The sequence below is a fragment of the Aquimarina agarivorans genome (genome assembly GCF_000218485.1).
GTDB lineage: Bacteria > Bacteroidota > Bacteroidia > Flavobacteriales > Flavobacteriaceae > Aquimarina > Aquimarina agarivorans.
Map to the genome: position 1 here is coordinate 1 of NZ_AFPB01000168.1, position 16,647 is coordinate 16,647.

Annotated in this window: 11 protein-coding genes and 1 pseudogene; 5 read left to right on the forward strand and 7 right to left on the reverse strand. The window is 33.2% G+C overall.

Annotation, left to right across the window (positions count from 1 at the left end; translation table 11 throughout):
- The first annotated feature begins 155 nt into the window (after positions 1 to 155).
- The 3 genes from GMC_RS0113820 to GMC_RS0113830 all read left to right on the forward strand — a co-directional run bounded on the left by GMC_RS0113820 (position 156) and on the right by GMC_RS0113830 (position 3,675).
- Complete coding sequence (locus GMC_RS0113820) at positions 156 to 398, forward strand: putative signal transducing protein (protein WP_010522707.1); 243 nt, start codon at positions 156 to 158, stop codon at positions 396 to 398.
- A 1,130-nt stretch (positions 399 to 1,528) separates the two neighbouring features.
- Entirely contained in the window at positions 1,529 to 3,022 is a 1,494-nt protein-coding gene (locus GMC_RS0113825) for a T9SS type A sorting domain-containing protein (protein ID WP_238528013.1), read from the forward strand.
- 224 nt (positions 3,023 to 3,246) lie between these two features.
- A complete protein-coding gene (locus GMC_RS0113830; protein ID WP_010522709.1) occupies positions 3,247 to 3,675 on the forward strand; it encodes an RpiB/LacA/LacB family sugar-phosphate isomerase in 429 nt (142 codons plus the stop codon).
- 52 nt (positions 3,676 to 3,727) lie between these two features.
- On the opposite strand, the gene GMC_RS0113835 is transcribed toward GMC_RS0113830, so the two are convergent.
- Together GMC_RS0113835 and GMC_RS0113840 are read right to left on the reverse strand one after the other, a co-directional pair.
- A complete protein-coding gene (locus tag GMC_RS0113835) occupies positions 3,728 to 4,447 on the reverse strand; it encodes an SDR family oxidoreductase (protein ID WP_010522710.1) in 720 nt (239 codons plus the stop codon).
- 78 nt (positions 4,448 to 4,525) lie between these two features.
- Positions 4,526 to 6,106 carry a sugar porter family MFS transporter gene (locus GMC_RS0113840; protein ID WP_010522711.1) on the reverse strand — a complete coding sequence of 527 codons (1,581 nt, stop codon included), beginning with the start codon at positions 6,104 to 6,106 and terminating at the stop codon, positions 4,526 to 4,528.
- A gap of 438 nt (positions 6,107 to 6,544) precedes the next feature.
- Here GMC_RS0113840 and GMC_RS0113845 point away from each other — a divergent pair, with 438 nt between their 5' ends.
- On the forward strand, positions 6,545 to 9,316 hold the full coding sequence (locus GMC_RS0113845) for a carbohydrate-binding protein (protein ID WP_010522712.1): 2,772 nt from the start codon (positions 6,545 to 6,547) through the stop codon (positions 9,314 to 9,316).
- A 335-nt stretch (positions 9,317 to 9,651) separates the two neighbouring features.
- The gene (locus GMC_RS21720; protein WP_157998171.1) at positions 9,652 to 9,798 is read left to right on the forward strand and encodes a hypothetical protein; all 147 of its coding nucleotides are present in this window, start codon (positions 9,652 to 9,654) and stop codon (positions 9,796 to 9,798) included.
- Positions 9,799 to 9,883: 85 nt separating this feature from the next.
- Here GMC_RS21720 and GMC_RS0113855 read toward each other — a convergent pair whose 3' ends face one another.
- From GMC_RS0113855 to GMC_RS0113875, 5 genes and pseudogenes are all read right to left on the reverse strand, one after another.
- Complete coding sequence (locus GMC_RS0113855; protein WP_010522713.1) at positions 9,884 to 11,518, reverse strand: S41 family peptidase; 1,635 nt, start codon at positions 11,516 to 11,518, stop codon at positions 9,884 to 9,886.
- The gene (gene rnpA / locus GMC_RS0113860) at positions 11,515 to 11,895 is read right to left on the reverse strand and encodes a ribonuclease P protein component (protein ID WP_010522714.1); all 381 of its coding nucleotides are present in this window, start codon (positions 11,893 to 11,895) and stop codon (positions 11,515 to 11,517) included. Before rnpA ends, GMC_RS0113855 begins: the two co-directional genes overlap by 4 nt.
- A gap of 87 nt (positions 11,896 to 11,982) precedes the next feature.
- A pseudogene (locus GMC_RS20005) lies at positions 11,983 to 13,811 on the reverse strand (M1 family metallopeptidase).
- An 86-nt stretch (positions 13,812 to 13,897) separates the two neighbouring features.
- Positions 13,898 to 15,568: a S8 family peptidase gene (locus GMC_RS0113870; protein ID WP_010522717.1), complete on the reverse strand. Its 1,671-nt coding sequence runs from the start codon at positions 15,566 to 15,568 to the stop codon at positions 13,898 to 13,900.
- Between the two features lie 3 nt (positions 15,569 to 15,571).
- A complete protein-coding gene (locus GMC_RS0113875; protein ID WP_010522718.1) occupies positions 15,572 to 16,435 on the reverse strand; it encodes an MBL fold metallo-hydrolase in 864 nt (287 codons plus the stop codon).
- Between the last annotated feature and the right edge of the window lie 212 nt (positions 16,436 to 16,647).

Here is a 16,647-nt window from a genome sequence, read left to right on the forward strand (position 1 = left end):
TTATTCTTTAAAACAACATTTATTATTTTAATTTTCATTTAGTATAAAATATATTCAATGATTAATTTTGAGGTGTTTCCTTTGATACTGAGCATGGTTTCAAATAAAGTCAATGATAAAATCAGTAACTTGTTTCCATAATTTAAAAATGACTAATGAAGGATTTTACACCTATCGCTAAATTTACTTATGAACATGAATATTCAATTTTAAAACACCTACTTGAGCAGGCATCAATTGAATATTTTTTTAAAAATGAAACTATGGTAGGCATGGTACCCTTTTATTCCAATGCTTTAGGAGGAATTATTTTATTAGTACATAAAAACGATAAAGAAGAAGCCTTACAAATTTTAAAAAACTTAAATGACAAACAAGCCAATTTGCGCATTGTATGAAAGCTTTATTCTTTTGAAATTTAATTTATGAATGCTACTGCAATTACTACTCTATTTTAAATCATAGCAATGTCGCCTAAGCGACTTAGATACTATTGACTAAAAGTACTATAGTTTTGGTTATGACTAAAAGTCATTGCTTTTTAAACATCCGTTTTTTTGCAATTAGCTATTAGCAGTATTTTAAAGCCAACAGCTAATTACTAATTGCCAATAGCTCTTGTAATATTTTTAGAAGCTAAAAGCGAAATGCATTAAAAATGCATAGTCTTAACTTAACCTGAGACCAATAAAGCATAAGCGTAATTTTAGCTCAGAGTGAGTAGTATTAAAAACTAATTTCAATTTCTTCAATTAAAACTAAAAAACTTCCCTTTTTTTAGAATTAGCTATTTTAAGCTATCCAAAAAATTGACTTATTCACATTATTAATAATATACTTTTTTTCTTTTTTAAAATTTAAAATAAAAATGATGTTTATTATAGGATGTTAATAACGGTATAACTTTTCTATTTTTTTGTTGTTTTAATTGTTTTCGCCTTTTTTTGATAGGCTATCAACAGCTTATACCCATGTTAATTTATTGTAAATAAAGGAAAAATAAAGTATTATCAACAGCTGTTAATAACCTATATTCATAAGTTATTTTTTAAAAGTTTTATAAATTTTTACTGTGAAAAAACTTACAGTTACATTTCATAAATGGAAGATTTAAAATCAAACAAAAATTTGGTTTTTAGGTAACATGTACTGTATGGAATTTTTAATTTGATTCTCCAAAAATACTTTTTCAAGTTATTCACAATTTAGTAACAATCGTTATAAACAGTATTTGGTGGTTATAAACAGCAATTTGTTTCTTTTTTTAAGAATACAGTTGTACGAATTACTTTATAGCTCTTTTGGCAAGAATGTTTTTGAGTTTGACGAAACATTACTATTCAATTTAAAACAAACTCAAATTGGTCTGTTATAATTTCATCTGTTTTATTTTACCTTTTAACTTTTCATAATTAAACATGAGTTAAATATTGAATTGTTAAATTTTGCATCAAAAAGTAGGGTAAAGGTTGATTATGGTGTTGTAGTAAATGTTAACCAAACTAAAAAATTTAAATTCAAGAATATTATGCTAAAAAAAATTGTATTTAGTGCATTAATAAGCACTGGTTTAATTCAGGCTCAAAGTTGGGAACTGGTAAATAATGAAATTATTGGAGAAAAGACTTTTGATCAATCGGGTTTTGCTGTAAGTTTAAATGCTCAGGGTTCAATTATAGCTGTCGGTTCTCCATTAGCAGATTTAACAGGTAATGATAATGTTGGCGAAGTTAATATTTATGAAAATAGCAGCGGAAATTGGTCTTTAATTGGAAATACTATTAAGGGAGAAGCTATTGACGGAAGATTAGGAAGTGCTGTAAGTTTAAATGCTGATGGAACTATTTTAGCTATTGGTGCGCCTTTTAGTGATGATAGCGGTAAATTAGATAATGGTAAAGTACAAGTTTTTGAAAACAATAGTGGTATCTGGACTCAGTTAGGTAATACCATACAAGGAGAATTTGCCAAGTATTTTTTTGGATCATCTGTTAGTTTAAGTAATGATGGAAATATACTTGCCGTTGGCGCCCCTGGTGAAATTGATCCTATTAATGGGAATAACGATACCGCAGGTGAATTGCGAATATTCAGAAACGAAGGTGACATTTGGACCCAAATTGGAAGTACCCTTTCTGGTGCTGCTACAGGAAATCTTTTTGGTATTTCAGTAAGTTTAAATCAAGATGGATCTATTGTAGCTGTAGGTGAACCTAGAAACGGAGAAAATGCTTTTACTGGAGGAAAAGTAAGTATTTACAAAAATGAAAGTGATGCTTGGAATTTAATTGGCGATTCATTTGAAACAAATAATTTTTCAGGTATAGGGTCTTCTATAAATTTGAATGATGCTGGTAACGTTATTGCTATTAGTGGTTTTACTAGCGAAACAAAAATTTATAAAAATGATACTACCAATTGGACATTAGTAGGAAGTGCTATTCCAGCTCCAGGTAATGGTTTGTTAGGAAGTTCAGTAAGTTTAAATGCCGAAGGAACTATTGTAGCCATTGGTGATCCTGGAAATCCTTCCAACGGCAATAACGATGCTGGTATAGTGCGTGTTTTTGAAAATATTGGCGATGTATGGATGCAAGTTGAAAATGATATCGAAGGAGTATCCGAGGATGACGAGTTAGGTAGATCTGTAAGCTTAAATGCAGCTGGTGATATTTTAGCTATAGGAACTCCAAATTTTGATAATAATAGTACATTAAATATAGGGCAAGTAGCTATTTTTACTAACAACCAAGCTGTTTTGAGCATTAATGATGTCAAAGATATTTCTTCGGATTTAATTGTATATCCCAATCCAACTTCAGAATCAGTATTAATTAATACTAACGGTGTACAAATTAACGAAGTTGTTGTGCGTAATTTACAAGGTACTCCCCTATTAAAAGAAAATTCATTAGATACGGATAGTGTTTCATTACCAGTATCAAATTTAGCAAGTGGTACTTATTTGGTAAGTATTGTAACGGATAAAGGAGATATTACTAAATTGTTTGTTAAAGAATAATTTTACCTTTATATATTGGTTCTGATTTCAAAGTATTAAGTAAAAAAGAATCATCTGAAATAAGAAATATAATATTATAAATAATACTAGGTTAGTCTTTTAAGTTTCAATCCCTTTTTTTTATACTAGAAAACTTGTAAATTTTTTACAAGTTTTCTGGTTTTAGTAGCTGTACACAAAGTTTTTCCTAACTTTGTTTTACAAGTTTTTAAACGTAATTACTTATGAAAATAGCAATAGGAAACGATCACGCTGGTACTAGTTATAAAAAGGCTTTAATTACTCATTTGGAAACCTTGGGCCATCAAGTAATTAATCATGGAACTGATGGTGATAGCAGTGTAGATTATCCTGATTTTGCTCATTTAGTTGCTAAACAAGTAAATGATGCTGAGGTTGATTTAGGTATTTTGCTTTGCGGAAGTGGAAATGGTGTAATAATGACTGCCAATAAATATCCAAAAGTACGTGCAGGTTTATGTTGGAACAAAGAAATTGCCGCTATTGTTCGTTTGCATAATAATGCCAATATTTTAGGCATTCCAGCACGTTTTACTGCCGAAAATCAGGTAATTGAAATGGTGGATACTTTTTTAGCTACTGAATTTGAAGGAGGAAGACACAAAAGAAGAATTGATAAAATGATGTGCTAGCAATTTCTACATGTTAATTTGTCGTTAGTAACTATGGCTAATTGAAATTTTATTACCAGGGTAAAATTTCTCCAGTAAGGGAAATAAATGTACCCGTATCTTTAATAGTCAATGTATTAATAGTAGATGTCATTTGTTCAATGGCTTCATCAATAGTTGAGGTAGCATCAGGCCCTCCCATATCCGTTTGTACCCAACCTGGATTAATAGCAGTTACAATGATACCTCGGGTATATAATTTACTAGCCAATTTTTTAGTAAGTATATTTAATGCTGCTTTACTTGCTGCATAGGCATCGTAAGGACCTTCAGGATTAATATTTAGTGCTACAGAGCCCAAACCTGATGATAACTGAATCAATTTAGCATTTTGGTTTAAATAAGGATTAATAGCCTGTATTAAAAGCGCTGGTCCAATAGTATTTACTTTAAAATTAGTTTCAAAGGTAGCCAAAGTCCAATTTCCAAAGTTTTCTTCAATAGAAACTCCCGCATTATTAATAACCAAATCAAACCTGACTTTATTTTCTTTTATTTTATGAGCAAAATCAATTATTGATTGTTCGTTGGTAAGCTCTAAATTTTCAATGTACAATTGATTTGGAAAATCTTTTTTTAGCTTATCAAAAATTAAAGTATCATCATTTCTGCAAGTAGCAATAACGGTTTCCCCTTGGGTTAAATAATGCATTAAAAAACCAAATCCCAAACCACGATTAGCTCCTGTTATAAGAACCTTTTGTGATTTGGGATTTCGATTAGATATTTTCATTGACATAATTTAATACTTTATGTTATGAAAATACTATTATAAGTTTAAAATAACGAATAATAAAGCACTCAATGAGTATTACTCTTTAATTAATTTTTGTTGTATTTCTTCAATTGACATATTTTTTGTTTCTATTAAATAGAAATAAAGGATAATAAAACCTATCAATACCATAATTGCATAACTAGCAAAAACGGTGGTGGCTCCCATATTTTCTAACTGCCAAGGAAAAAAGAATTGTACCAATAAGCTGGAAATACTGGTAACAAAAGCAAATGTAGGAATGGCAATACCACGTAATGAAATTGGGAATATTTCCGAAAATAATACCCACATTACAGGTCCTATTGAAAAGTGGAATGCAGCAATAAAACTCAAAATACCAAATAAAATTAAACCAGCGCTTATAACCCCCGCTTTTTGAATAAGTGCACTTGAGTAATCACGTGTATCTTTTTCACCAATAGTTTTTACTAGGGCAGCTTTAAATGCCGTATCACTATCAAATTCTACACCGACTAAACTTTGTAATTTTGAGGTATCAATAAGATTTTCTTGTTTTATTTCGGTAATATGTTCAGGAGTTAGTGTGTAACGAGCTTGGCTAAATCCGTATGCGCAAATAAAAAGACTTAAAGCAGTCCATGCCAACCCCCATATAGTAATAGGTCTACGTCCAATTTTATCAATCAATAATAAGCCTAAAACGGTAAAAAAGATACCAACTAATCCAGTATAAATTGACTGCATAAACGCAGTATCAGTTCCTCCTCCTAGTTGCTCAAAAACTGTAGGGGCATAAAATAAAATAGCATTAATTCCTGATACTTGTTGGGCTATAGCTATAGTTGCACCAATAATTACAATTTTACTGTAGCGCGAAGAAAACATTTCTTTCAATTGTGAGCCAATAGATTGTTTATCTTCACTGGATATTGAAGAGGCAATACTCTCTTTCATTTCTTCAATTTGAGCAGGAATTTCAGCTTTGTCATAAATTTTTTCTAAAACTACTGCGGCTTCAGTATTTCTACCTTTATACACTAACCACGATGGACTTTCCGGAATGAAAAATAATAAAATCAACCACAATAAAGCAGGCAAAATTTCCGAACCTAACATAAATCGCCACGTATTCACATCAAGTCCTATACTTTGAACCCAGCCAGCACCAGAGCCTGCTAGTTGTAAAATAAGGTAGTTTACAAAATAGGCCGTTGATAAACCAACCACTATGTTAATTTGATTCATGGAAACTAGTTTTCCTCTCCATTCAGGTGGTGCAATTTCACCTATATACATGGAGGCTAAGGATAGCGAACTAAAAGCTAATCCTCCTAAAAAACGAGCAGCAACTAATCCATAAAAATTTGTAGCTAGTGCAGAGAGAACGGCTGACATTAAATAGATAGCAGCAATACCGATCAGTACTTTTTTACGACCAAATTTATTACTAAAAATACCAGCTAATGGTAGCGCAAATAGTACACCAAAACCTGGAGCAGACACCGCTGTTCCAATTTGCAAGGCTGTTAAATTAAATTCCTGAGTTATAAATTTGGTAGTTCCTGAAATAACAGCAGCATCTAACCCAAAAACAAAACCACCTAGCGCAACAATGGTAGCATAGGTAAATGCATTTCTCTTGTACGAATTCATAAAATTGTGATAATTAAATAAAAAAAGTTTATATGTTTAGCTTTTTAATCTTTTAATGAGAAAGTATTTTTGTGATATCTTCCTGATTTAGTAATATTTTAAAAATTGTGCTAAAAAAGGCAAACATACCAAAAAAAAAGCGGGTAAACTATTGGCTACAACGTTTTTTAATACACTTCCTTAAAAAGTATGAAATTTTAATTTTATTAAGATTTTTATAAAATAGACACTATTGAAGAAAGAAAAATCATACATTTTTATAGATTGCTAATTTTTTTAGTATTGATTTTGAGATAGTTATTTTTTGATTTTCTAAAAAAGTATGATAATGGGGATAAGCTCATACAAAAAAAAATAGGAGTAATTTAATTGTACTATTATGCTTCATAAGTAGGACAAATACTAATGTTTCTTAATTTTGTGTAAAAAAATTATACTATGAAAAGGAGAGGTTATACAAATTTCTGCCTTGGTTTTGTTATGCTGTCAAGTTATTTAACAGCAATTGGTCAAACTGAGCAAAAAAAAGGAGATCATTTATGTGGATCAGCCACAATCAATTCGAATTCGTTCAGGAGTATTCAATCAAGCGCCAAAAACTTACTGAGTACTTTAACTTATGATGAATTAGAAATAGATGCAACACAAACAAACAATACGCTTATAACTGCTGAAAAAATTTCAAATTTTAAATCGCCCGGTAGTTTAGCAAATAAATTTACTATAAGCGGAGCATTTACACCTGCTCAAAGTACCATTATTGCGTTACCTGATGTAGTGGATTTTTCAGAAAATGGTAGCAGTTCAAATGATGATTTAGGATCTGAAACTGAAATTATGCTAGCAGCTGTAAACACTCAATCTACTTTTACAGGATTTATTGGAGATGGTGATAAGGATATTGATACGGGCAATTCTATTATTGGCGATGTAGATAATTACAGGGTAATGTTACCAGCCAATACAACATTAAGTATTGTTGTTTCGGCAACGGATACTGATAACCTTATTAATCCAGGAATTAGCATAATTCAGGGAGTAAGAACAATTGCTACAATTACTACTGAAACTGAAAATTCTGTTGAGTATACATTTGAAGCAATTGATGAAGCAACTGAGCTTGTATTTCAAATAGCTGATTTTGCTACTTTTTCAGGTAGAGGTAACCGACGCTTTATAAATCGAGTAAAAAGAAATCGTAGTGTGGGTAATGAAGGACCATATTCCATACAAATTACCTTATCCGAGCCTGAGCAAGCCGATATTGACTACTACGCAATAGATTTAATAAAAGGTGATGTAGTTGGGTTAAGTACCACTACAAATACTGTGGAAAAGTTGCAATTTTTTACTCCCGATAATCAAATAGGAACTTCGTCCTTTGGCAACAATGCAACCTTAAGAGGTTTTGAATTAAGTCCTTTGCAATCAGGAAATATCAGTTTATCCTACTTAGCGCCTGAATCTGGAACCTATTTTATCAGTGCCGAAGGAACAACCGAAAACTATGAAACGGAAGTTATAGTAACCAGACCAAGTTTTGAGATTAACAAAGGTCAAAAGCAAATAATTTATATTGATTTTACGGGGGAGTCAATTTCCAAAGGAAGTATCCAAGGTTTTCCAACGCCTACAGGAGATCCAGTTTTTGATGCTAATTTTAGAGAACCACTAGAGCGTTTGAGGGATTTATCTGCTTTTGAAACATTTATTGAAAATTGGGGTTTAGAAAATACTGAAGAAAATAAATTGACACTTACAACCAAAATTGTAAATGTAATTAAGGAAAATTTTGAAACTGATTTTAGAGCCAATAACATCAACCCTAATTTTGAGGTGCTTTTTGTAAGTGATTATGGGATAAAAAGTTTAGGGGAACGCATACCTGAAATGCTTGAAAATGAAAATGTAAAATATAGTAGAATCATCATAGGTGGAACAACAACTGAATTTAATAATATTGGTTTTGAGGGCGAAGCTTCATCAGTAGATCCAGGAAATTTTATATTAGATGATGTTGCAGTGATTCACTTAGGATTATTAAGTGATACAAACCCTAACGAAAGCAATAGTTTAAATAATATAGCTTTAGCCCCTGGAGCCTCTAAAGAAGATTTAATTGCTATTGGAGTTGGTAATTTTGCAAGTCATGAAATTGGTCATTTTTTAGGGTGTTTTCATACCGTTTCTTCAAACAACGTATTTTCGTTAATGGATTTTGGCTTTAATGTACCTACCATGGTAGGCCTTGGTCGTAGTAGAACTGCTGAATTTGGTGACCAGAACACGCAGGATATTGATTTTATAAACGACATCTACGATCCTTCATTTAGAGCCGCCACTGCCGAGGCAAATGTTGCAGGTTTAAATTTAATTGACACTACTATTGCATACAGTCTTGGATTTATTCCTTTGCCTAATGGCGAATCAATCAATCAAGTTGTTGAAGATGAATTAGTGGCGCTGGAGAAAGAAACATTGGCAGCGATAGAAAGTATACTAACACCAAGCACTCCAGTAGACACCCCTTTAGTTTCATTAAAAATTGAAGCTGAAGATTTTGCATTGACTGGTGGTGATTTTGATGATGCTCCTTTTGGAGGTTCAGGTACGGGCGTAAACAGGACTGCTAAAAATATAAACTTTGTAAATGCTGGAGACTGGGCTAGTTATATTGTAAATGTAACTGAAGCCGGAAGTTACAAAATTGAATATTCTATTACTACCCCATCGGATAACGCTGAAATTCAATTAGAATTAGATGGAGCAATAGTTGCTACAGATGCAGTAATAAACAATGGAAGTTGGGACAATTTTACACCTTTAACCTCAACTACAACGTTAAATTTAACAACAGGTTTAAAAAACTTAAGGGTAAATGCTACAAGTACTAATATATGGCAATGGAACTTGGATAAAATTAGTTTAATAAAAATTGAAACAACTGGAGCAAAGTTAATTGAAAACACCAATAAGCTGTCTGTAGTAATTTCACCAAATCCAGCAGTAAATTACATTTCAGTGTATGGGATTCACCCTAATGAAACAATGGAATACAAAATTTATGATTTTAATGGATCAGTGATTAGTAAAGGGAATGTAACTGCTACTGATGAGGTTTTTGTAGAAAATTTATCAGCAGGAATGTATTTTATTCAGTTAACTGACAATTCAAATACCACTTACACCAAAAAGTTTTTTAAAGAATAATTTTAGGAAAAGTGTAAAAGAGGTTAAAATAGCAGTAATGCTAAAATCAAAAGCGAGAGCATTTTAGCTATGTTCTTGCTTTTTTTATGAATAATTATCAGAAAATTGGTAGGGTAAAAAGGGGTTGGTGCGTTATATAAATACTCAACCTCTATCTTATACCATTATCTGTATGAATTTACCGAATTAAAATGCACCTTTAGAAATTCTAAGTCAACATAAAAAAACCGTAACACATGTTATGCTTATTTTTTCTGATTTGTATAATTCCTAAAACCATCATTTTTCTTTAAGGTAAATACAAACAGAAAATGGGATTAAATAAAACACTCAACATGAAAAATAATCCAAAATCAAGCTGGAAAATAGGAGTGCTGCTGGTGTCAATTTTACTAGCAATTGTAGCTCAAATTTTTGTGCAAAAAAATCAGGAAAAGTTTAGTTCCAAGATAACAGTTACCTCGGTATCGTATAATTTATAGTATTGCTTATTTAAGAATTAGCATAAATATAAAATACCTTAATAACTCAGATTTATAGTAAAATAGAATAATGAGTTAATAATTACTACTTACCCAAAATTTTATTGTAGCGCGCTTCATCTTTTAAAACAGCTTGTGCAGTTATAATTTCGTCGCTTTTTAGGGTATTATACTCATACATACCTTCTCTGTAAAAATAACGCTTTAAAATTTCGTCAATTAGTAACCCTTTAATTTCCTTTTCCTGTGTTTTTAAGGAAGATTGTTTAAAGGCATCAATACGCTTAAGTAGCGATTGGTATTCGCTATTAATGCTTTTATCCATCTTTTCTTTAATTGCATAAGTCATGGCTTCGTCCAACGACTTTTCGGTCTTAGTTTCGTATTCAAAATTGATACTTTTCAAATAGTTTTTAAAATCCTGAAAATCGCTGTCTTTAAATTTAAACTCGCTTAAACTTTTGTATGAATTTTTGTGGTAATAGTCCGTAGCAAAATCAAAAATGGCTTTTTCTTTAATTAGTGCAGTAGCCAAACCACTGCGTTTGGTAGCTTCAACCTCAACATCAGGAGATACACCACCACCGTCATAAACCGTACGCTTGGAGTTTAAGGTTTTAAAAGCTTTATAATCAGAATTTTTAATTCTTTTTGGTTTTCCATTTTTGTCTTTATGCCAGTAATCTAAGGCTTGTATACAGCGTTTTGAAGGAATGTAGTAACGCGACGAGGTTACTTTTAATTTAGTGTTATATACCAACGGACGGTAGGTTTGTACCAGTCCTTTACCAAAACTACGTGCGCCAATAACCACGCCACGATCCATATCCTGCATTACGCCGCTTACAATTTCGCTGGCTGAAGCACTACGTCCATTGACCAAAACAACTAAAGGAATTTCAGTATCAATAGGTTCTTTTTTGGTTTTATAAACTTTGTTGCTTGATTTTATTACGGATTCGGTGTATACTACCAGTTTATTTTTAGGAATAAAAATATTACACACATTTACCGCTTCAACCAAAAGTCCACCAGGGTTACCACGCAAATCTAAAATTACTTTATCCGCACCACGTGCTTTAAGTTCTTTAAGCGCTGCAATAGTTTCTGCGGAAGCTTTTTTATTAAATTTTTGCAGTACAATGTATGCCGTATTATCACTCAATAACTTATAGTACGGCACAGCTGCTACGTCCACCAAACTACGGTTTACCGAAGTTATTTGCGTTTTTCCTTGCCTTTTATAAGTGAGCACAACTTTTGAGCCTGCTTCTCCTTTTAAAAGTTCTTTAGCCTCACCTTCAAACTCGCTCACAACAATATCATCAATTTTAATAATTTCGTCACCTGCTTTCAGTCCACTTTTATCGGCAGGAAAGTTCTTAAAAGGTTCAGAAACAAATAAACGTTTGTCTTTTTCAAAAACACCGGCGCCTATACCTGTATATTGACCGCTGCTCCTAATTTTAGAGGCAATCACATCCTGTTCTGTCCAAAATTTGGTGTACGGATCCATTTCGTCCGTAATTGCTTTAATAGCAATATTCATCAATTCGGCAGGATTGGTTTTATCCACATAGTTTTGGTTTAATTTTTTGTAAAAAGTAACAAAAATTTCAACCTGTTTACTTAACTCAAAACCATCGCTATCCCTATTAAAGCTTAAAAAACCAAGACCTAAAAATAGGGTGCTTAATATAACAATAAATGATTTTTTCATGACTTCTGATTTTGTTGTATCTGTTGTTCAAATTTCCGAGCTATCTTTTCCATGGCTTTACTAACATCGTCGTAGTTTGGTAAGTTTTTACCAGTAAAAATAAACATGAATAAAAACGGACTTGATTCCTGGGCAATAATATACTTATTTTTTCTGAAATATTCTCGTAATAAGCGTTTTATACGATTTCGGTCAACAGCATGTTTAAAATTTCGCTTGCTTACAGAAAAACCAACCTTAAAATCAACATCAATAGCTGCCTCCTTTTTATACACTAAAAGCAACGGGTACGCTTTTACGGAGCTACCACTTTCAAATAAAGACCCAATAAGTTTTTTACTTTTTAATTTATTAGGCTTAGGCAATCTTTCATTCATAGTAAGTACAAAGTTATGGCATTTTAAATTAGTGGTCACGTACTCCTAAAACTTCATCACTTTGTACTTACGAATTGTAGTTTTAATTTACAATTTATCAATTACTGTAAAGGTGTCGTTTGCTTTATAAACATCCGCCATTTTTTTAGTTGGATTTAGTTGTATGGTTTTAATACGCTTCATTTCTTTACCCACTGTAAAATTATAGGTTGGATACGCCCAGGCCCAATCGGCAAGTACTTTGGTATCCGCAGCTACTGGTTTTTGCCCGCGCATCATGCGTAAAGGGATGTAGTACAACTGCGTTGAATTGTCCTGAAAAGTGACTAACACCTCAATTGGCATTGGCATTAGCCCAATACGTTGTAAGGTAACTTCCGTTGTTTTTTCTTTTTTTCAACATTAGCAATCGCGTAGTCAATGGTATTGGTTGTTTTAGTCCAATCAGTCAAATACCAATCCAACTGAATCCCTGATACTTTTTCGGTAATACGCTTAAAATCATTTGGATTTGGGTGCTTAAATTTCCAGTGTTTGTAATATTCTTTAATTGTTTTTTCCAAATTTTGCTGTCCAATAATGTAGCCCAATTGTTCCATAAAAATTGCACCTTTACTGTAAGCCGAAATACCGTACGAAAAATTTAATCGGTACCTATCAGCGTGTGTTGTTTGTGGTTGTTCCAAACCTGATTCTACTAATTTTTGGTAGGATTTATAACTTCCTTCATTAGGAAAACGTTGGCCGTTTTGCATCACCTCATTTTCTGCCAAGTTGGATATGTAGGTAGTAAAACCTTCATCCATCCACTCGTTTTTGGACTCATTTGTAGCTAAAATATGCTGAAACCAAGCGTGAGCCATTTCATGCGCAGTAACGCCAACTAAGCTCCCAAATTTACGGTGTCCAGTAATTAAAGTACACATGGCATATTCCATACCCCCATCGCCCCCTTGTATAACGGAATATTGCGGGTAAGGGTAAGGACCAATATGTGTTTCATAATACTCCAATAATTCTTTAGTTTTTGGCTGTAACCTTTTCCAGTTATCAATGATATCAGGATTATTTTTATAGAAAAAATGAAGCTTTTTACCCCCATCAACCGCTAGGACATCGTGAATATATTCCGGATCAGCGGCCCAGGCAAAATCATGCACATTATTAGCCACAAAATGCCAATTCAAATTTTTGTCACTTTTCGCTTTCGCAGAAGTGCTATAACCGTGTCCAATTTCCTCAGGGTTTTGTAGCACTCCTGAACTCGCTACCGTATAATTTCCATTAATTTTTATGTGTACATCATAGTTTCCCCAAACCCCATGAAACTCTCTTCCAATATAAGGGTCGGCATGCCAGCCCTCCACATCATATTCCGCTAATTTAGGGTACCATTGCGTCATGGAAAATGCAACATCCTCCGCATTGTTACGACCCGATCTTCGGATTTGAATAGGTACCTGACCGTCAAAATCCATTTTAAAAACACTCGTTTGTCCAGGTAAAATAGGGTTTTTTAATGCCACTTGTAAAATAGTTCCTGCTACTTTGTAAGTCACATTTTGATCATTTTGTGAAAGCGAATTCACTTTTAAAAAGCCTATTTGATTGGGTTTTAATTTTTCAATACGTCCTTTAACACGTTTGTCCGAGTCCTTTAAATTTTGGTTTCGGATATCCATTTCAGAATCAGGCTGAAAGGCATTAAAGTACAAATGATAAAATACCTGTTGTATTGTATCAGGCGAATTGTTAGTGTAAGTAAGTGTTTGTTTGCCTTTAAAGGTGAATTTTTTGACATTAACGTCAATATCCATTTTATAGTCAGCTTGTTGCTGCCAGTAACTTGGATTTGGTTGCGCCAGTCCGATAAGTGAACTGAGCAGGGCGAATACTAAAAGGTAGTTTTTAGACATAATAAAAAGGGGTTTCTTCTCCCGTAAGGTAATATATACTGATCCAAACTACTGCCTAATTTAGATCAGTTTGGTTAATTTAATGATTAGTAGCGCTGGGCAAGCAAAATGGCGTTGTACAGGTTGACCATTTTACCTGATTTTGAGGTTTCCTGAAATGATTTTCCTATTCCTGAACCAACTACAACATTGGTTTTGGAGGCGTTTCCACTTTCCATAAGAATTGTTTTTACTTGTTTAGCTGTCAAATTAGGAAAATACGAGCGTAAAACCGCCGCGGCTCCTGAAACAGCTGGTGCCGCCATAGAGGTTCCTTGTAAAAATTCATATTTGCTATTGGGTACCGTAGAATAAATTTTTACACCAGGGGCAAATACATCTACATTTTGTTTTCCGTAATTTGAAAAATCAGCCACCAGGCGTGTTCCGTAATCATAATTTAAAGCACCAATGGTGATAAAGTTATCGGAAATTTCAGCACCAGTTAAGGTTTGATCGTTAGGGTACACGGTGGTTACATCCAAGTCTTTAGACTCATTTCCGGCTGCATTTACTATCAGTACATCCTTTTTAGCGGCATATCGGATGGCATCGCGCACCCAATCAGGGTGGGTTGAAAAGTACTTACCAAAACTGGTATTAATCACTTTTGCTCCATTATCTACGGCATAGCGTATTGCCATGGCAATATCTTTATCATATTCATCACCGTCGGGAACAGCCCTAACGGGCATAATTTTTACATTTTCGGCAATTCCTTTCATTCCAATAGTATTTTTACGGTTTGCCGCAATAATTCCTGCCACATGCGTACCGTGTTCGGCATCCTCTAACTTAGGATCTGGTCCACCTACTTTATTATTTCCGTAAATACGAGTTTCAAAATTATCAGGATCGTTATTTAGTATTTTACGTGGATATAAGTTCAGGTTGAAATGAGTTTGCTGACGTTCTTTAAAATATTCCACATATTCTTCAATATCGGTTACAAAATCGCCAAAAAATTTGCCTTCTTCTACATTAGGGTACATTCCAACCAATAGTTGTCTGTGCTGTATGGCTTCATCGGCAGTAGGTTTCCAAGCAAATAAATCTTTTTGGGTATACTTGTCGGTAGCAAATTTTTTTGTAGCATACGTATGCGCACTTTTTAAGTTTTTAGCCAAGGGTTCGTACTGTGCCATACGCTGATTGTTTTGATCTACTTTTTGCGCATATTCAGTTTTGGCAGCTTCGTAGGTTTGAAACATTTCCTTGTCCTTTTCAGAAATGGAGGCCAAAGTTTTACCTTCAAACTTATCCTTATAATCGCGAATAATGCGTGTAAACTCCATATTTTCGGCAACCACATCACCTAAAAAATTCCAGCCATTTACATCATCAACGTATCCATTTTTGTCATCGTCCTTTCCGTTATTAGGACGCTCCTTTTTATTGACCCAAATTTTCCCCTTTAAGTCTTCGTGATTGATATCAATTCCACTGTCAATTACTGCTACAATTACTGTTTTGCCTTTTCGTTTAGCTAACAAATCGCTGTAAGCCCGATCAACACTCATACCTGGAATGGTGTCCAAAAGTAAATCGCTTTGATTCCAGTTTTTTAACTGCTCCTGGGTAATTGCAGTTGTTTTTAAAGGTAAGTTATCTACTTTTTCAGCAGGAGTGTTAATTATTGTTGGGTTTGTTGAAAAACAACTGGTTAAAAGTAGCGAGGCACTAAATGTAACAGGTGCTATTTTAAATATTCGTTTCATAAACTAAGCATTAAATAGTTCGTTAAAAGTATAGGTGTTTTTTAGTCGAATTCCTTTTTCGGTATGTTCAACAGTTATAATTTCATTATCGACATCATGTTCTAAAAATAAATACCATTCGTGGGCTGCCGCTTTGTCTAAAAATTCAGATTTTTCATTTAAAGTAAGCAAAGGGCGGGTATCATATCCCATGATATATGCTAAAGGGATATGCCCAGCTGTTGGTAACAAATCAGCCATAAATACGATAGTTTTGCCTTGATATTGCAAAATTGGAAGCATTTGTTTTTCGGTATGTCCGTTGACAAAACAAATGGAAAAGGGGAGTTGTTGACTAGCACTATAGTTTTTTGGAGTAACATCTAAAAAATCCAATTGTCCGCTTTGTTGTAAAGGGAGTAGATTTTCAGTTAAAAAAGATGCTTTTTCTCGGGCATTGGGTGCCGTTGCCCATTGCCAATGTAATTTATTACTCCAATAGGTTGCATTTTTAAAAGTTGGTTCAATACTATTTTTGGATAAATTTCTTTGAGTAGCACCACCCACATGATCAAAATGCAGGTGTGTTAAAAAAACATCAGTAATATCAGTAGTGCTAAAACCTAATTGCTCAATGGATTTTTTTAAGGAAAAGTCTCCCCAACGTTTATAGTAGCTGTAAAATTTTTCCGATTGTTTGGATCCCATTCCGGCATCCACCAAAATGAGTTTGTTCTTACTTTCTATGAGTAAACATCTGGAAGCAATATCGATAAGATTATTTGCATCAGCGGGATTAGTTTTTTGCCATAAAGTTTTTGGAACTACTCCAAACATAGCACCACCATCTAGCTTAAAATAACCGGCTTCCACAGGGTAAATTTTCATAAATAAATACTTTGAACTCGTATTGAAGTGGTTTAGATTTAGTCAGAAATTTTAGGTTTCTTAAAACGAATAAAAAGGTCATTTAAACTTAAATGACCTAGACCAACAAATTCATATTAAATGTACAGATAAATATTATAAAAACTACAATTGTATAATTAAACATTGAAATTTCGAGCAGGTTTTGTATTTTTAATGCTTAACACAAAAAT